Source organism: Streptomyces sp. F001 (genome assembly GCF_004187715.1).
GTDB lineage: Bacteria > Actinomycetota > Actinomycetes > Streptomycetales > Streptomycetaceae > Streptomyces > Streptomyces flavusporus.
On record NZ_QZWF01000010.1, the window covers coordinates 138,346 to 157,918 of the forward strand.

The 19,573-nt window shown below is 72.4% G+C and carries 1 protein-coding gene and 3 pseudogenes; all 4 read left to right on the top strand.

The genetic code is table 11. From position 1 onward, the window contains the following. Positions 1–41: 41 nt before the first annotated feature. A pseudogene (locus tag StrepF001_RS46550) lies at positions 42–15,785 on the top strand (SDR family NAD(P)-dependent oxidoreductase); the annotation flags it as partial. Positions 15,786–15,798: 13 nt separating this feature from the next. After that, positions 15,799–17,277 (top strand): annotated as a pseudogene (locus tag StrepF001_RS50160) (beta-ketoacyl synthase N-terminal-like domain-containing protein); the annotation flags it as partial. A 194-nt stretch (positions 17,278–17,471) separates the two neighbouring features. Continuing rightward, positions 17,472–17,642, top strand: a complete 171-nt coding sequence (locus StrepF001_RS50165) for a hypothetical protein (RefSeq protein WP_346656969.1) — start codon at positions 17,472–17,474, stop codon at positions 17,640–17,642. Then, positions 17,642–19,284, top strand: a pseudogene (locus tag StrepF001_RS50170) (acyltransferase domain-containing protein); the annotation flags it as partial. The gene StrepF001_RS50165 and the pseudogene StrepF001_RS50170, both read left to right, overlap by 1 nt. Positions 19,285–19,573: the final 289 nt, after the last annotated feature.

The window sequence follows — 19,573 nt, forward strand, 5'->3', positions numbered from 1 at the left end:
TGCGCGAACGCCTGCGCACGCAGCCGGAGGGTTTCCTGGCCCGCTGGCTGGCCGAGCACCTGGCGGAGGCGACCGGCGTCACCGGCTTCGACCCCGGCTCCACCTTCCGCGACCTGGGCCTCGACTCGGCCCTGTCCGTACGGCTGCGAGGCCGGCTCGTCTCGGCCACCGGCCTGCGCCTGCCCACCAGCGTCCTCTTCGACCACCCCACGCCGAACGCACTCGCCGCGTATCTGCACGACCAGATCCTCGGCGTCCTCGACGACACACCCGAGACCGGGACCGAGACCGCCGTCACCCCGGCGGTCTCGGACGACGACCCGATCGTGATCGTCGGCATGGCCTGCCACCTGCCCGGCGGGATCGACTCCCCGCAGGAGCTGTGGCAGGCGGTCGCCGAAGGCCTCGACGCCACCTCCGACTTCCCGGCCGACCGCGGCTGGGACCTCGCGAGCCTCTACGACCCCGACCCGGACAACCCCGGCACGACATACGCCCGCCGGGGCGGCTTCCTGCCCGGCGCCGGCGACTTCGACGCCGACTTCTTCGGGATCAGCCCGCGTGAGGCCGCCGCCATGGACCCGCAGCAGCGGCTGCTGCTGGAGACGTCCTGGGAAGCCCTGGAACGGGCCGGCATCAACCCCGACAGTCTGCGCGGCAGCGGAACCGGCGTGTTCGTCGGCGCCATGAACATGGAGTACGGCCCCCGCCTGCACGCCCCTGTCGACGGTACCGAGGGCTTCCGCCTGACCGGCAACACGACCAGCGTGGCCTCCGGCCGCATCTCCTACCTGCTGGGGTTGGAAGGTCCGGCGATGACGGTGGACACGGCGTGTTCGTCGTCGTTGGTGGCGTTGCATCTGGCCGTCCAGGCGCTGCGCAACGGCGAGTGCTCGCTCGCGCTGGCCGGCGGCGTGACCGTACTGTCCACGCCGGGCATGTTCGTCGAGTTCTCCCGCCAGCGCGGCCTCGCCCCCGACGGCCGATGCAAGCCGTTCTCCGACGAAGCCGATGGGACCGGCTGGGCCGAGGGCGTCGGCATCCTCGTCGTGGAGCGGTTGTCGGACGCCGAGCGGCACGGTCATCCGGTGCTCGCGGTCGTGCGGGGTTCGGCGGTGAACCAGGACGGCGGCAGCAACGGCCTGACCGCGCCGAACGGTCCGTCCCAGCAGCGGGTGATCCGGGCCGCGCTGGCCAGTGCCCGGTTGTCGGGTGCCGAGGTGGACGTGGTGGAGGCGCACGGTACGGGGACGACGCTCGGCGACCCGATCGAGGCGCAGGCGCTGCTGGCGACGTACGGGCAACACCGGGCGGCGGACCGGCCGTTGTGGCTGGGCTCGGTGAAGTCGAACATCGGGCATACGCAGGCGGCGGCCGGTGTCGCCGGTGTCATCAAGATGGTGCAGGCGATGCGGCACGGTGTGCTGCCGCGTTCCCTGCATGCCGAGGTGCCCTCCCATCACGTCGACTGGGCCGCGGGGCAGGTCCGCCTGCTGACGTCCGAGGAGGAGTGGCCCGAGCTGGACCGGCCGCGTCGGTCGGCGGTGTCGTCGTTCGGGATCAGTGGGACGAACGCGCACGTGATTCTGGAGGCGCCGCCGGTTGGGGAGGAGCCGGCCGAAGTGCCGGTGGGTGGTGGTGTGGTGCCGTGGGTGGTGTCGGCGCGCAGTGCGGCGGCGTTGGCGGAGCAGGCGGGGCGGCTGCTGGCTCGGGTGACGGGTGATGCGGGGCTGGCGCCGCGGGATGTCGCCTGGTCGCTGGCGGGGCGGGCGGTGCTGGAGCACCGGGCCGTGGTGCTGGGGGAGGGTGCCGAGCTCAGGGCGGGCCTGGGGGAGTTGGCTGCTGGGCGTCCTGCGTCCGGGGTGGTCTCGGGGCGTGCTGGTTCTGGTGGTGTGGTGTTGGTGTTTCCGGGTCAGGGCTCGCAGTGGGTGGGCATGGCGCGGGAGTTGCTGGAGTTCTCGCCGGTGTTCGCGGAGCGGATGGGGGAGTGTGCGGCGGCGCTTGAGCCGTACACGGATGGCTGGTCGTTGCTGGAGGTGGTGCGGGAGGGCGGTGAGGAGGTTCTCCGGCGGGTGGATGTGGTGCAGCCGGTGTTGTTCGCGGTGATGGTGTCGCTGGCTGAGGTGTGGCGGTCGGTGGGGGTGCGGCCGTCTGCGGTGGTGGGGCATTCGCAGGGGGAGATTGCTGCGGCGTGTGTTGCGGGTGGTCTGTCGCTGGAGGATGCGGCGCGGGTGGTGGCGTTGCGCAGTCGGGCGATTGTGCGGCTGGCGGGGCGGGGCGGGATGGTGTCGGTGCTGGCTCCGCTGGAGCGGGTCACCGGCCGGCTCACCGATGGCCTGCAGGTGGCCGTGGTGAACGGGCCTGAGCAGGTGGTGGTCTCCGGCGGGCCGGGGGAGCTGGATGCGTTCGTGGCCTCGTGTGAGGCGGACGGTGTTCAGGTCCGTCGGATCGCGGTGGACTACGCCTCCCACTCCCCGCAGGTCGAGGACCTGCGTGAGGAACTCCTCGACGTCCTGTCCGGCATCGAGCCCAAGTCGGGCCAGGTTCCGTTGTTCTCGACGGTGTCGGGTGAGGTGATCGACACCGCGGTGATGGATGCGGAGTACTGGTTCACCAACCTCCGCGAGACCGTCCGCTTCGACACGGCCTTGGACGCGTTGCTGGGATCCGGGCATCGGGTCTTCGTCGAAGCCAGTCCGCATCCGGTGCTGGTTGGGGCGGTGACCCAGGCTGCGGAGAGCGGCGGGGTGACCGGCGTGACCGCGGTCGGGACGTTGCGGCGGGGTGAGGGCGGTCAGGCGCGGCTGTTGCAGAGCGCGGCCGAGGTGTTCGTCGCCGGTGTCGAGGTCGACTGGTCGCCGTGGGTGCAGGGCGGTCGGCTGGTGGATCTGCCGACGTACGCCTTCCAGCGGCGGCGTCACTGGTTGCCGGCGGGGCGGTCGGTCGTGGATGCGGCCGGGCTCGGACTGAACTCCGCTGACCACCCGCTGCTCGGCGCGGCCGTCCGGCTGGCGTCCCAGGACGGGCTGGTGCTCACCGGTCAGCTGTCGCTGCACACGCATGCATGGCTCGCCGACCATGCCGTCTTCGGCACGGTCATCCTGCCCGGCACCGGGTTCGTCGAGCTGGCGTTGCATGCCGGTGGCGAGGTCGGTTGCGGTGTGCTGGAGGAGCTGACGCTGGAGCGGCCGCTGCTGCTGTCGGAGGACGCACTGGTGGCGGTGCAGGTGTCGGTGGGGGCGCCGGACGCCTCCGGTCGTCGGTCGGTTGCGGTGCATTCGCGGGCGCAGGATGCCGAGGCCGAGTGGGTCCGGCATGCCGTGGGTGTGGTGGCGGCCGGTTCGATGGCGTCGGGGGAGCGGCTGGACGGAGTGTGGCCGCCGGCCGGTGGGCAGCCGGTGGACGTCTCCGAGGCGTACGAGCGCCTGGCCGGCCTGGGGTACGGCTACGGGCCGGTGTTCCAGGGCCTGGGGGCCGTATGGCGGGTGGGCGAGGAGCTGTTCGCCGAGGTCCAACTGCCCGCTGAGGCAGACACGTTCGGGATTCATCCCGCGTTGCTGGATGCCGCGCTCCATCCGCTGCTGTCCGGTGACGTGCGGGTGCCGTTCTCCTGGAACGGTGTGCGGCTGCATTCGGTGGGTGCCTCGGTGCTGCGGGTGCGGTTGTCGCCGCGTGCCGATGGTGCGGTGCGGGTCGCCGCGTTCGACGGTGCTGGGCTGCCTGTTGTGACGGTCGATGAGCTGCGGTTGCAGCCGATGGCGCAGGAGCAGTTGGGGTCGACGGCCACTGATCCGTTGTTCGAGGTGCGGTGGGTTGAGATACCGGCCCCGGACGGCTCGTCGGGTGTCCCGGCGGACGTCGTCGTCGCGTCGGTGGAGCCGGGCGGGGACGTGCGTACGCGGGTCGGTGAGGCGCTCGCGCTCGCGCAGGGTTTTGTCGGGGATGCCGAGTCGGCCGAGTCACGGCTGGTGGTCGTCACCCGGGGCAACGTGACCGGGACGCCTGATCCGGCGACGGCGGCGGTGTGGGGTCTGCTGCGTTCCGCGCAGGCCGAGCACCCCGGGCGTCTCGTGATCGTCGACGTGGCGGAGGGGGACGACGCCCAGGCAGCGGCAGCTCTCGCCGTCGCGTCGGGTGAGCCCCAAGTTGCCATGGGTGAGGGGCGGTTGTACGTACCGCGGCTGGCTACGGTCGCCGTGGATGCGGACACGCTGCCGGAGTGGAATCCGGACGGCACGGTGCTGGTCACCGGGGCCGGCGGTGCGCTGGGGCAGTTGGTGGCCCGGCATCTGGTGGTCGAGTACGCGCGTGCGGCGTCTGCTGTTGTCGGTCGGCGGGGTGGGGTCGGTTCGGAGGATCTGGTCGCCGAGTTGCGGGCGGCGGGGGTCGGTGACTCGTTCGCGGCTGTGATGTGGCCGACCGGGAGTCGCTGGCGGGGGTGCTGGCGGGGGTTCCGATGGAGCATCCGCTGACGGCTGTCATCCACGCGGCGGGTGTGCTCGATGACGGTGTGGTGACGGCGTTGACGCCGGAGCGGGTCGACACGGTGATGCGGCCGAAGGTCGACGGGGCGCGGCTGTTGGACGAGCTGACCCGGGGTGCGGATCTGGCGGCGTTCGTGTTGTTCTCGTCCGCGGCCGGGGTCCTGGGGACGGCCGGGCAGGGCAACTACGCCGCGGCCAACGCCTTCCTGGATGCGCTGGCCGGTGCGCGCCGGGCCGAGGGGCTGGCGGCCACGTCGATGGCGTGGGGGCTGTGGACCAGCGAGAGTTCGATGACGGCGCATCTGGACGACACGGACCTGGCCCGGTTGTCGCGCAGTGGGCTGGCACCGATGTCGGCTGCTCAGGGCCTGGCGTTGTTCGATGCCGCGCTGGCCGCCGACCGGGCGACGGTCGTTCCGGCCCGTTTCGATCTGCCGGCTCTGCGGAACCGCGCCGCGCAGGACAACCTCCCGGCAGTCTTCACGTCCCTGGTGCGGGTGCCGGCACGACGAGCGGTGGCGCCCAGCGCCGAGGAGGCCTCGTCCTGGGTTGCCCGGATGGCCGCCCTGGAGGAGACCGACCGGGAGTCCGCGCTGCTGGACCTCGTCGGTACGCAGATCTCGTTGGTGCTGGGCCACGGAGATGCCGCCTCGGTGGAGCCGTCCCGTGCCTTCCGGGACATGGGCTTCGACTCGCTGACCGGCCTGGAACTGCGTCAGCGTCTGCAGTCCGCGACCGGACTCAGGCTCCCCTCCACACTCGTCTTCGACTACCCCACCCTCACCGCACTCGTCGGCTACCTCGCCGAGCAGATCGACGGCACCGCCACCGGCCCGGCGACCCCGGTGCTGCTGGCCACGATCACGGACGACGACCCGATCGTGATCGTCGGCATGGCCTGCCGTATGCCCGATGGCATCGAGTCACCGCAGGAGCTGTGGCAGGCGGTCGTCGACGGTGTGGACGCCACCTCCGACTTCCCGGCCGACCGCGGCTGGGACCTCGCGAGCCTCTACGACCCCGATCCGACCCACCTCGGCACGAGCTACTCCCGTCGGGGCGGCTTCCTGACCGGGGCCGGTGACTTCGACGCCGACTTCTTCGGGATCAGCCCGCGTGAGGCGGCGGCGATGGACCCGCAGCAGCGGCTGCTGCTGGAGACGTCCTGGGAGGCCCTGGAGCGGGCGGGTATCGACCCGACCTCCCTGCGCGGCAGCAGGACGGGTGTGTTCGCCGGCCTGATGTACCACGACTACGGCTCCTGGCTCCCGGAGGCCACCGAGGGCATCGAAGGCCTGATGATCACCGGCAACAGCGGTGGTGTGGCCTCGGGCCGGATCTCGTATCTGCTGGGGTTGGAAGGTCCGGCGATGACGGTGGATACGGCGTGTTCGTCGTCGTTGGTGGCGTTGCATCTGGCGGCGCAGGCGTTGCGCAACGGGGAGTGCTCGCTTGCGCTGGCCGGTGGTGTGACGGTGATGTCGACGCCGACGACGTTCGTGGAGTTCTCGCGGCAGCGGGCGATGTCTCCGGACGGTCGGTGCAAGGCGTTCTCCGATGACGCGGACGGTGCGGGGTGGGCCGAGGGTGTGGGTCTGCTGGTGGTGGAGCGGTTGTCGGACGCCGAGCGGCACGGTCATCCGGTGCTGGCGGTCGTCCGTGGTTCCGCCGTCAACCAGGACGGCGGCAGCAACGGGCTGACCGCGCCGAACGGTCCGTCGCAGCAGCGGGTGATCCGGGATGCGCTGGCCAGTGCCCGGTTGAGTGCGGCGGACGTGGATGTGGTCGAGGCGCACGGCACCGGCACCGCGCTGGGGGACCCGATCGAGGCGCAGGCGCTGCTGGCGACCTACGGCCAACACCGCCCGGAGGACCGGCCGTTGTGGCTGGGCAGTGTGAAGTCGAACCTCGGGCACACGCAGGCCGCGGCCGGTGTCGCCGGTGTCATCAAGATGGTGCAGGCGATGCGGCACGGTGTGCTGCCGCGCACCCTGCATGCCGAGGTGCCCTCCCATCACGTCGACTGGACCGCGGGGCAGGTCAGGCTCCTCACCGACAACCGCCCCTGGGTCGAGGACGGGCGTCCCCGCAGGGCCGGTGTCTCCTCGTTCGGCATCGGCGGGACGAACGCGCACGTGATCCTGGAGGCGCCGCCGGTTGGGGAGGAGCCGGCCGATGCGGTGGCCGGTGGTGGTGTGGTGCCGTGGGTGGTGTCGGCGCGCAGTGCGGCGGCGTTGGCGGACCAGGCGGGGCACCTGCTCGCGCAGGTCACGGACGACGCCGGGCTGGCGCCGCGGGATGTCGCCTGGTCGCTGGCGGGGCGGGCGGTGCTGGAGCACCGGGCCGTCGTGGTCGGCGCTGAGGGTGGGGAACTGGCCGCGAAACTTGAGGAGTTGGCTGCTGGGCGTCCTGCGTCCGGGGTGGTCTCGGGGCGTGCTGGTTCTGGTGGTGTGGTGTTGGTGTTTCCGGGTCAGGGCTCGCAGTGGGTGGGCATGGCGCGGGAGTTGCTGGAGTTCTCGCCGGTGTTCGCGGAGCGGATGGGGGAGTGTGCGGCGGCGCTTGAGCCGTACACGGATGGCTGGTCGTTGCTGGAGGTGGTGCGGGAGGGCGGTGAGGAGGTTCTCCGGCGGGTGGATGTGGTGCAGCCGGTGTTGTTCGCGGTGATGTGTCGCTGGCTGAGGTGTGGCGGTCGGTGGGGGTGCGGCCGTCTGCGGTGGTGGGGCATTCGCAGGGGAGATTGCTGCGGCGTGTGTTGCGGGTGGTCTGTCGCTGGAGGATGCGGCGCGGGTGGTGGCGTTGCGCAGTCGGGCGATTGTGCGGCTGGCGGGGCGGGGCGGGATGGTGTCGGTGCTGGCTCCGCTGGAGCGGGTCACCGGCCGGCTCACGGACGGTCTGCAGGTGGCCGTGGTGAACGGTCCTGAGCAGGTGGTGGTCTCCGGCGGGCCGGGGGAGCTGGATGCGTTCGTGGTCTCGTGTGAGGCGGAGGGTGTTCAGGTCCGTCGGATCGCGGTGGATTACGCCTCCCACTCCCCGCAGGTGGAGGACCTGCGTGAGGAGCTGCTGGACGTCCTGTCCGGCATCGAGCCCAAGTCGGGCCAGGTTCCGTTGTTCTCGACGGTGTCGGGTGAGGTGATCGACACCGCGGTGATGGATGCGGAGTACTGGTTCACCAACCTCCGCGAGACCGTCCGCTTCGACACGGCCGTGCAGAACCTCCTCGAAGCCGGACACCGCGTCTTCGTCGAAGCCAGCCCGCACCCGGTGCTCGCCGGTGCGGTGTCTCAGATCGCCGAGGACAGTCAGGTCACTGACGTCACCGCGGTCGGGACCTTGCGGCGGGGTGAGGGCGGTCAGGCGCGGCTGTTGCAGAGTGCAGCCGAGGTGTTCGTCGCCGGTGTCGACGTCGACTGGTCGCCGTGGCTGCAGGGCGGTCGGCTGGTGGATCTGCCGACGTACGCCTTCCAGCGGCGGCGTCACTGGTTGCCGGCGGGGCGGTCGGTCGTGGATGCGGCCGGGCTCGGACTGAACTCCGCTGACCACCCGCTGCTCGGCGCGGCCGTCCGGCTGGCGGGCACTGATGATGTCGTGCTCACGGGACGCGTGTCCCGCGCGACCCACCCGTGGCTGGAGGACCACGCCGTCTTCGGCACCGTCCTGCTGCCCGGAACCGCCTTCGTCGAGATGGCGCTCCGCGCGGCCGACGAGGTCGGTTGCGGTGTGCTGGAGGAGCTGACGCTGGAGCGGCCGCTGCTGCTGTCGGAGGACGCACTGGTGGCGGTGCAGGTGTCGGTGGGGGCGCCGGACGCCTCCGGTCGTCGGTCGGTTGCGGTGCATTCGCGGGCGCAGGATGCCGAGGCCGAGTGGGTCCGGCATGCCGTGGGTGTGGTGGCGGCCGGCACGATCGCCTCCGCGGAGCGGCTGGACGGAGTGTGGCCGCCTGCCGGTGGGCAGCCGGTGGACGTCTCCGAGGCGTACGAGCGCCTGGCCGGCCTCGGCTATGGCTATGGCCCTGCGTTCCAGGGCCTGCGTGGGCTGTGGCAGGACGGTGAGGAACTGTTCGCCGAGGTTCAACTGCCCGATGGAGCCGATGCGTTCGGGATTCATCCTGCGCTGCTGGATGCCGCGCTGCATCCGCTGCCGTCGGGTGATCTCAAGGTGCCGTTCTCCTGGAACGGTGTGCGGCTGCATTCGGTGGGTGCCTCGGTGCTGCGGGTGCGGTTGTCGCCGCGTGCCGATGGTGCGGTGCGGGTCGCCGCGTTCGATGGTGCCGGGCTGCCCGTCGTCACGGTCGATGAGCTGCGGTTGCAGCCGATGGCGCAGGAGCAGTTGGGGGCGACGGCCACTGATCCGCTGTTCGAGGTGCGGTGGGTCGGGATACCGGCCCCGGACGGCTCGTCGGGTGTCCCGGCGGATGTCGTGGTCGAATCGGTGGAGCCGGGCGGCGACGTCCGTGTCCGGGTGGCCGAAGTACTGGAGTTCACCCAGCGTTTCCTGGCCGAGTCCGCCGACGCCGACGCCCGACTGGTGGTCGTCACCCGGGGCGACGTGACCGGGACGCCTGATCCGGCGACGGCGGCGGTGTGGGGTCTGCTGCGTTCCGCGCAGGCCGAGCACCCCGGCCGTTTCGTGATCGTCGACATGACCGGCTCCGAGGACACCAAGGTGGTCGTTGGCTCGGCCCTGGCATCGAATGAGCCCCAACTCGCCTGGACCAACGGACAGTTGCACGCTCCCCGTCTCGGCGCGGTCGCCCTGGACACGAAGACACCACGGGACTGGAATCCGGACGGCACGGTGCTGGTCACCGGGGCCGGCGGTGCGCTGGGGCAGTTGGTGGCCCGGCATCTGGTGGTCGAGTACGGCGTGCGGCATCTGTTGTTGGTCGGTCGGCGGGGTGGGGTCGGTTCGGAGGATCTGGTCGCCGAGTTGCGGGCGTCGGGGGCGTCGGTGACGTTCGCGGCTTGTGATGTGGCCGACCGGGAGTCGCTGGTATCCGCGTTGGCGCAGGTACCGGAGGAGCATCCGCTGACGGCTGTCATCCACGCGGCGGGTGTGCTCGATGACGGTGTGGTGACGGCGTTGACGCCGGAGCGGGTCGACACGGTGATGCGGCCGAAGGTCGACGGGGCGCGGCTGTTGGACGAGTTGACCCGGGGTGCGGATCTGGCGGCGTTCGTGTTGTTCTCGTCCGCGGCCGGGGTCCTGGGGACAGCCGGGCAGGGCAACTACGCCGCGGCCAACGCCTTCCTGGATGCGCTGGCCGGTGCGCGCCGGGCCGAGGGGCTGGCGGCCACGTCGATGGCGTGGGGGTTGTGGACCAGCGACAGCGCACTGACCGCCCGCCTCGACGACACGGACCTGGCCCGGTTGTCGCGGGTCGGCCTCGCGCCGATGTCACCCGCCCAGGGCCTGGCGTTGTTCGATGCCGCGCTGGCCGCCGACCGGGCGACGGTCGTTCCGGCCCGTTTCGATCTGCCGGCTCTGCGGAACCGCGCCGCGCAGGACAACCTCCCCGCCCTCTTCACGTCCCTGGTCCGTGCCCCCGCGCGACGAGCGGCGGCGGCTCTCGGTGCCGAGGACGGTGCGTCCTGGGTTGCCCGGATGGCCGCCCTGGAGGAGACCGACCGGGAGTCCGCGCTGTTGGACCTGGTGGCCACGCAGATCTCGTTGGTGCTGGGCCACGGAGATGCCGCCTCGGTGGAGCCGTCCCGTGCCTTCCGGGACATGGGCTTCGACTCGCTGACCGGCCTGGAGCTGCGTCAGCGTCTGCAGTCCGCGACTGGACTCAGGCTGCCCTCCACACTCGTCTTCGACTACCCCACCCTCACCGCACTCGTCGACTTCCTTGCCGAGCAGATCGACGGCACCGTCACCGGCCCGGCGACCCCGGTGCCACTGGCCACGGACACGGACGACGACCCGATCGTGATCGTCGGCATGGCCTGCCGCTACCCCGGCGGCATCGAGTCACCGCAGCAGCTGTGGCAGGCCACACTGGACGGCGTCGACGCGGTCGGTGAGTTCCCCACCGACCGCGGCTGGGACGTCGAGGGCATATACGACCCCGATCCCGGCCGCGCCGGCAAGACCTACACGCGCCGGGGCGGATTCCTGCACGACGCGGCCGTGTTCGAGCCGGAGTTCTTCGGGATCAGCCCGCGTGAGGCGGCGGCGATGGACCCGCAGCAGCGGCTGCTGCTGCAGACGTCCTGGGAGGCCTTCGAGCGGGCAGGTATCGACCCGACCTCCCTGCGCGGCAGCAGGACGGGCGTGTTCGCCGGACTCATGGCGATGGAGTACGGGCCGCCGCTGCACGAGCCCATCGAGGGCATGGACGGTTTCCGCATGCTCGGCAACTCGTCGAGCGTCGCGTCCGGTCGGATCTCGTATCTGCTGGGGTTGGAAGGTCCGGCGATGACGGTGGACACGGCGTGTTCGTCGTCGTTGGTGGCGTTGCATCTGGCGGCGCAGGCGTTGCGCAACGGGGAGTGCTCGCTTGCGCTGGCCGGTGGTGTGACGGTGATGTCGACGCCGACGACGTTCGTGGAGTTCTCGCGGCAGCGGGCGATGTCTCCGGACGGTCGGTGCAAGGCGTTCTCCGATGACGCGGACGGTGCGGGGTGGGCCGAGGGTGTGGGTCTGCTGGTGGTGGAGCGGTTGTCGGACGCCGAGCGGCACGGTCATCCGGTGCTGGCGGTCGTCCGTGGTTCCGCCGTCAACCAGGACGGCGGCAGCAACGGGCTGACCGCGCCGAACGGTCCGTCGCAGCAGCGGGTGATCCGGGATGCGCTGGCCAGTGCCCGGTTGAGTGCGGCGGACGTGGATGTGGTCGAGGCGCACGGCACCGGCACCGCGCTGGGGGACCCGATCGAGGCGCAGGCGCTGCTGGCGACCTACGGCCAACACCGCTCGGAGGACTGGCCGTTGTGGCTGGGCAGTGTGAAGTCGAACCTCGGGCACACGCAGGCCGCGGCCGGTGTCGCCGGTGTCATCAAGATGGTGCAGGCGATGCGGCACGGTGTGCTGCCCCGCACCCTGCACGCCGAGGTGCCCTCCCACCACGTCGACTGGACCGCCGGCCAGGTCCGCCTGCTGACGTCCGAGGAGGAGTGGCCCGAGCTGGACCGGCCGCGCCGCTCTGCCGTGTCGTCGTTCGGGATCAGTGGGACGAACGCGCACGTCATCCTGGAGGCGCCGCCCGAGGAGTCCGCGACCGGCGACGAGGTGCCTCAGGCGCCGGTCGTCCCCTGGGTGCTGTCCGCGCGGACCTCCGAGGGCGTGCGGCGGCAGGCCGCCCGGCTGCTGGCGCGGGTCGGCGAGGACGAGGGCATCGACCCGCGGGACATCGGGTTCACGCTGGCGACCGGCCGGGCGCTGATGGAGCACCGGGCCGTCGTCCTCGGCGCCGACCGGGACGAACTGGCCGGCGGGCTGGCTGCTCTTGCCCGTGGCGAGGAGTCGCCCAGCACTGTCGTCGGGACGGCCCGCGACACCGGGGCGGGCGGGCCGGCGCTGGTGTTCTCCGGTCAGGGATCGCAGCGGGCCGGCATGGGCAGGGAGCTGTACGAGCGGTACCCGGTGTTCGCCCAGGCCTTCGACACCGTGTGCGCCGCCGTGGACGCGCATCTCGACGGCTACACCGAACACCGGCTGAAGGACGTCGTGTTCGCGCCCGCCGACACGCCGACGGCTCGGCTGCTCGACCAGAGCATGTACACGCAGACCGGCCTGTTCGCGCTGGAGGTCGCGCTGCTGGAGCTGCTGCGGGACTGGGGCGTGACCCCCGCCTACGTCATGGGCCACTCGCTGGGCGAGATCACCGCCGCGCACGCGGCCGGCGTGCTCTCGCTGGGCGACGCCTGCGCCCTCGTCGCGGCCCGTGGCCGCCTGATGCAGGCCATGCCGGCGGGCGGCGCGATGGTCGCGGTCGCCGTCGACGAGGAGACCGTCCGGGCGTACATCGAGCGGGCGGGACTGGCGGACTCGGTCGGGATCGCGGCCGTCAACGGGCCGCAGGCCGTGGTCGTGTCCGGCGACGAGGCGGCCGCGGTCGCCGTCGCCGACCACTTCCGGGCGGCCGGGCACCGGGTGCGGCGGCTGTCGGTCTCGCACGCCTTCCACTCCCACCACATGGACGGAATGCTCGCCGAGTTCGCGGACGTGCTGGCCGGGCTGTCGTTCCGGCCGCCGCGGATCCCGCTCGTGTCCAACGTGACCGGTGGTCCGGCCGACCCCGAGCTGCTGTGCACCCCGCAGTACTGGGTGGACCACGTCCGCGGGGCCGTACGCTTCGCCGACGGCGTCCGCTGCCTGGCCGAACAGGGCGTCACCGCCTACCTCGAGCTCGGACCGGACGCCGTACTCACCTCGATGGTGCACGCGGCGCTCGACTCCCTGGACTCCCAGGACGGCGTCGTCGCCGTGGCCGCGCTGCAGCACGGTCAGCCGGAGGCGCTCGCCCTTGCACGGTCGCTCGCCCAGCCGTTCGTGGCGGGCGCCACGATGGCCTGGGAGCGGCTGCTGCCCGGCGGACGCCGGGTCGAACTGCCGGGCTACCCGTTTGCGGGGCAGCGCTACTGGCAGGACGCCACCGAGTCGCCGGCCGGCATCCGGGCGGCCGGTCTGAACGCCACCCACCACCCGCTGCTGGCCGCCGCCGTCTTCCTGGCCGACGGACAGGCGGTGCTCACCGGCCGTGTGCTGCCGGGCTCCCACCCCTGGCTCGCCGACCACGCGGTGAACGGCGACGTGCTGCTGCCCGGCACCGCCTTCCTCGAACTGGCGCTGCACGCCGGCGACGAGGTCGGCTGCCCGCACGTCGAGGAACTGACGCTGGAGACACCCCTGGTGCTGCCGGCCGACAGCGCTGTCTACCTCCAGGTCGTCGTCGGCGCGCCGGACGACACCGGCCGTCGATCCGTCACCGTCCACTCGTCGGCCTCGCCCACGGACACCGCCGACGAGCAGCCGCCCGTCCGGCATGCGACCGGCGTCCTGTCCACGGCGTCCACCACGCCGGACGACCCGTGGCCGTGGCCGCCCGCCGACGCCCGGCCGGTGCCCCTGGACGGCCTCTACGACGGCCTGGCCGAACGCGGTTACGGCTACGGCCCGGCGTTCCAGGGGCTGCGCGCGGCCTGGCGAACGGACCGTGAGCTGTACGCGGAGGTCGACCTGCCCGTCGAGCCGGGCACGTACGGCATCCATCCCGCCCTGCTCGACGCCGCCCTGCACTCCCTCACCCTCGGCGTTCCCTCCGTGTCCTTCGGGGACGCCGGGGACGCAGCCCGGCCGCTGCTGCCGTTCTCCTGGGCCGGCGTGACACTTCAGGCCTCCCGCGCGCCCGCGGTCCGGGTCCGGCTGACCGGCACCGGCGAGGGCGCGGTGTCGCTGACCGCCGTCGACGCGGCCGGCCGGGCCGTCATCACCGTGGACTCGCTGATGCTGCGGCCGCTGTCCGCGACTGGCACGCAGCACCGGGACACCGGACTGCACCTGCGCTGGCGGCCCGTGCCGACGCCGACCGAGCCGGGTGCGGTAGACACGTCGGCGGTCACCGTCGCCCATGTCGAACCGGGCGGCGATCTGCGCGCCCGGCTCGCCGAAGTCCTGGAGCTCACCCAGCGGTTCCTCGCCGAGACCGCGGACGACGATGCCCGACTCGCCGTGGTCACCCGGGGTGCGCTGGCGGAACACCCCGACCCGGTCACCGCCGCCGTATGGGGCCTGCTGCGCTCGGCACAGGCCGAACACCCGGGCCGGCTGCTGCTCGTCGACGTGGACGAGTGGTCGCCCGACGCCCTCGACACGGCCCTCGCCTCGGACGAACCGCAGGTCGCCGTCCGCGCCGGGCAGGCCCTCGCACCCCGCCTCGCCCGCTCCGCGCCGGACACGCTGAACGTGCCGGACACGGCAATCCCGCGCCCGCTCGACCCGGACGGCACCGTGCTCGTCACCGGCGCGAGCGGCACCCTGGGACAGCTCGTGCTGCGGCGGCTGGTCTCCGACCACGGCGTCCGCCATGTGCTGCTGCTCAGCCGCAGCGGCGCCGAGGCACCGGCCGACGTGATCACGGACGGCGTACGTGTGGAGTCCGTCGCCTGCGACGTGGCGGACCGGGAACAGCTCGCCCGGGCGCTGGCCCGCATCCCCGCCGAGCATCCGCTGACCGCGGTGGTGCACACGGCCGGTGTCCTCGACGACGGCGTCCTGGAGTCGATGACGCCCGAGCGGCTGGACTCCGTCCTGCGGCCCAAGGCGGACGCGGTGCGCCACCTGCACGAGCTGACCGCGGACGCCGACCTGGCGGCCTTCGTGGTGTTCTCCTCGGCCGCCGGCGTGCTCGGCTCGCCCGGCCAGGCCAACTACGCCGCGGCCAACGCCTACCTCGACGCCTTCGCCGCCCACCGGCACGCCGCCGGACTCCCGGCCGTCTCCCTCGCCTGGGGGATGTGGACACAGACCAGCACGATGACCGCCGGCCTGGGCACCGCCGACCGCAGCCGCATCGCCCGTACGGGACTGCTGCCGACCTCCACCGAGGAGGGCCTGGCGGCCTTCGACCGGGCGCTCACCGGCGCCTGTCCGGTCGTCGTCCCCGTGCGGGTCGACACGGCCGCCCTGCGCCCGGACACCGCCCCGCCGCTCCTGCGGGACCTGGTGCCCGCCCGGAACCGGCGGACCACGGCCGACGCCAGGACGGCAGCAGCAGCTCAGAGGTCCGAGGAAACCCTGGAGAGCAGGCTGCAGGCACTGCCCGCCGAACAGCGCCGCGAACTGCTGCTCGACCTGGTGCTGACCGACGTCGCCCTGGTCCTCGGACACGGCGACCCGCGCAGCCTCTCCGCCGACCAGGCCTTCCGCGACCTGGGCTTCGACTCACTGACCGCCGTGGAACTGCGCAACCGCATCAACCAGCGCACCGGACTGAAACTGACCGCCACCGCGGTCTTCGACCACCCCAGCCCGCACGCCCTGGTCGACCATCTGCTCGACCGTCTCACCCCGGCACCCGCCGAGACACAGAACACCGGCGAGCCGACCTACGAACAGGTGATGGCCGACCTGGCCCGGGTCAGGAACCACCTGGCCGCACTGGAACTCACCAGTGCCCAGCGCGCCGCGCTGGCGGCGACGTTCCGCGGTCTGGCGCAGCCGTGGACGAACGGCGAGCCCGTGGCGGTGGCCGCGGACCCCGCGCCGAGCGGCCTCGAATCCGCGAGCGCCGACGAGGTCCTGGACTTCGTCACCAACAGCCTCGGCATCTCCATCTCCGGCAACGAATCGCCCACGGACCTGAGTTGAGAGTGAGTTCATGCCCACCGAAGAAGAACTGCTGAAGTACCTCAAGGCCGTATCCGAGGAACTGCACACCACCCGCGGCCGCCTGCAGACTCTCGAAGGCCGGCGCACCGAGCCCGTGGCGATCGTCGGAATGAGCTGCCGGCTGCCCGGCGGCGTCACCTCGCCCGACCACCTCTGGGACATGGTCGTCAAGGGCGAGGACGCCATCGGCGAGTTCCCCGCCGACCGCGGCTGGGACGTCGACGCCCTGTACGACCCGGAGCCCGGAAACCCCGGCAAGACCTACACCCGCTCCGGCGGATTCCTGTACGACGCCGCGGACTTCGACCCGGCGTTCTTCGGGATCGCCCCGCGCGAGGCGCTGGTGATGGACCCGCAGCAGCGACTGATGCTGGAGGCCTCCTGGCAGGCTCTGGAGAGCGCGGGCATCAACCCGCACACCCTCAAGGGCACCCGCACCGGCGTCTTCGCCGGTTCCTTCCACCACGACTACGACACCGGCGGCGGCAGCGTCGGCAGCCTCGTCTCCGGCCGGGTCGCCTACACCCTGGGCCTCCAGGGCCCCGCCGTCACCGTCGACACCGCCTGCTCGTCCTCGCTGGTGGCCCTGCACCAGGCGGTACAGGCCCTGCGCAACGGCGAGTGCACCCTCGCCCTGGCCGGCGGCGTGACCGTGCTGTCGACCCCCGGCGTCTTCGTCGAGTTCTCCCGCCAGCGCGGCCTCGCCCCCGACGGCCGTTGCAAGTCCTACGCCACCGCCGCCGACGGCACCGGCTGGGGCGAGGGCGTTGGCATGCTCGTCCTGGAGCGCCTCTCGGACGCCGAACGGCTCGGTCACCGGATCCTCGCCGTCGTACGCGGTTCCGCGATCAACCAGGACGGTGCCTCCAACGGCCAGACCGCGCCCAACGGACCCGCACAACAGCGCGTGATCCAGGATGCGTTGGCCAGCGCACGGCTGACCACCGCCGACGTGGACGTGGTCGAGGGACACGGTACGGGGACGACGCTCGGCGACCCGATCGAGGCGCAGGCGCTGCTGGCGACGTACGGTCAGGACCGCCCGGAGGACCGGCCGTTGTGGCTCGGCAGCGTCAAGTCCAACATCGGGCACACCCAGGCCGCCGCGGGTGTCGCGGGCATCATCAAGATGGTGCAGGCGATCCGCAACGGCGTCCTGCCCCGCACCCTGCACGTCGACGAACCGTCCCACCACGTCGACTGGGAATCCGGCGCGGTCCGCCTGCTGACCGAGAACCGCCCCTGGCCCGAGAACGGGCAGCCCCGCAGGGCCGGCGTGTCGTCCTTCGGCTACAGCGGGACGAACGCGCACGTGATCCTGGAGGCGCCGCCGGTTGGGGAGGAGCCGGCCGATGCGGTGGCCGGTGGTGGTGTGGTGCCGTGGGTGGTGTCGGCGCGCAGTGCGGCGGCGTTGGCGGACCAGGCGGGGCACCTGCTCGCGCAGGTCACGGACGACGCCGGGCTGGCGCCGCGGGATGTCGCCTGGTCGCTGGCGGGGCGGGCGGTGCTGGAGCACCGGGCCGTGGTGCTGGGGGGGGTGCCGAGCTCAGGGCGGGCTGGGAGTTGGCTGCTGGGCGTCCTGCGTCCGGGGTGGTCTCGGGGCGTGCTGGTTCTGGTGGTGTGGTGTTGGTGTTTCCGGGTCAGGGCTCGCAGTGGGTGGGCATGGCGCGGGAGTTGCTGGAGTTCTCGCCGGTGTTCGCGGAGCGGATGGGGGAGTGTGCGGCGGCGCTTGAGCCGTACACGGATGGCTGGTCGTTGCTGGAGGTGGTGCGGGAGGGCGGTGAGGAGGTTCTCCGGCGGGGGATGTGGTGCAGCCGGTGTTGTTCGCGGTGATGGTGTCGCTGGCTGAGGTGTGGCGGTCGGTGGGGGTGCGGCCGTCTGCGGTGGTGGGGCATTCGCAGGGGGAGATTGCTGCGGCGTGTGTTGCGGGTGGTCTGTCGCTGGAGGATGCGGCGCGGGTGGTGGCGTTGCGCAGTCGGGCGATTGTGCGGCTGGCGGGGCGGGGCGGGATGGTGTCGGTGCTGGCTCCGCTGGAGCGGGTCACCGGCCGGCTCACCGATGGCCTGCAGGTGGCCGTGGTGAACGGGCCTGAGCAGGTGGTGGTCTCCGGCGGGCCGGGGGAGCTGGATGCGTTCGTGGCCTCGTGTGAGGCGGACGGTGTTCAGGTCCGTCGGATCGCGGTGGACTACGCCTCCCACTCCCCGCAGGTGAGGACCTGCGTGAGGAACTCTCGGACGTCCTGTCCGGCATCGAGCCCAAGTCGGGCCAGGTTCCGTTGTTCTCGACGGTGTCGGGTGAGGTGATCGACACCGCGGTGATGGATGCGGAGTACTGGTTCACCAACCTCCGCGAGACCGTCCGCTTCGACACGGCCGTGCAGAACCTCCTCGAAGCCGGACACCGCGTCTTCGTCGAAGCCAGCCCGCACCCCGTCCTGCTCGGTGCCGTGACCCAGAACGCCGATCACACCCGGACCAGCGGCGTGACCGCGGTCGGGACGTTGCGGCGGGGTGAGGGCGGTCAGGCGCGGCTGTTGCAGAGTGCGGCCGAGGTGTTCGTCGCCGGTGTCGAGGTCGACTGGTCGCCGTGGGTGCAGGGCGGGCGGCTGGTGGATCTGCCGACGTACGCCTTCCAGCGGCGGCGCTACTGGCGGCCCGCCGCCGCCACGACCGTCGATGTCGGTGCCGCCGGGCTGGGTGCCGTACGGCACCCGCTGCTCGGCGCGGCGGTCCGGCTGGCCGGCAGCGATGACGTCGTCCTCACGGGACGCGTGTCCCGCGCGACCCACCCGTGGCTGGAGGACCACGCCGTCTTCGGCACCGTTCTGCTGCCGGGAACCGCCTTCGTCGAGATGGCCCTGCGCGCCGGTGAGGAGGTCGGCTGCCCGTACGTGCGTGAACTCGCCGTGCACGCACCGCTGTCCCTTCCCGAGCACGCGGAGGTCGACGTGCAGGTGCAGGTCGGCGCCGTGCAGGACGGCAGTCGGCCGGTGGACGTCCACTCCCGCCCGCGCCGGCCCGACGGCACCGGGGAGTGGACCCATCACGCGAGCGCCGTCCTCACCGAGCAGGGCAGCGTGCCCACGGAGGTCACCGGGCCGCTGCACGGCACCGCGTGGCCGCCCGCCGGCGCCGAGCGGCTGGACGCCGCCGCGCACTACGACACGATGGCCGCCGCCGGCCTGGAATACGGGCCGGCGTTCCAGGGCCTGTCCGACGTGTGGCGGCTCGGCGACGAGATCCTCGCCCGGGTCACGCTGCCCGGCCGGCAGGCGGAGGAAGCGGCGACGTTCGGGCTGCACCCCGCCCTGCTCGACGCGGCACTGCAGGCGGCCGCCGTGGACGGACTGGACGGCCGTACGCCGCTGCCCTTCTCCTTCGGCACCATCACCCTGCACACGCCCGGCGCCACCGAAGTGCGCGTCCGGGTCGCACCCGCCGGACGTGACACCTTCACCGTGGAACTGGCCGACCCGGCCGGCACGCCGGTCGCCCGTGTCGACTCGCTACTGGTGCGCCCCGTGACGGCCGGCGACCTCACCACCCCGGAGAGCAGCACGGAGACGCTGCTGTCCGTCGAGTGGTCCGCGTACGACGGCACCGCGGACGCCGGGAGCGACGGGACCGCGCCGGAGCTGACGCTGCTGCAGGCCGCCGACCCGGGGCCGGACGCCGGGGACGTCGTGACCCGGGCGCGGGCCGTGCTGCACGAGACGCTCGACGGTCTGCAGGCGTGGCTGGCCCAGGACCGGCCCGCCTCCGCCC

What these genes read in the sequence shown, in the direction of transcription:
- StrepF001_RS50165 (WP_346656969.1), top strand. Translation starts at nt 17,472, where the DNA reads ATGGCGCGGGAGTTGCTGGAGTTCTCGCCGGTGTTCGCGGAGCGGATG.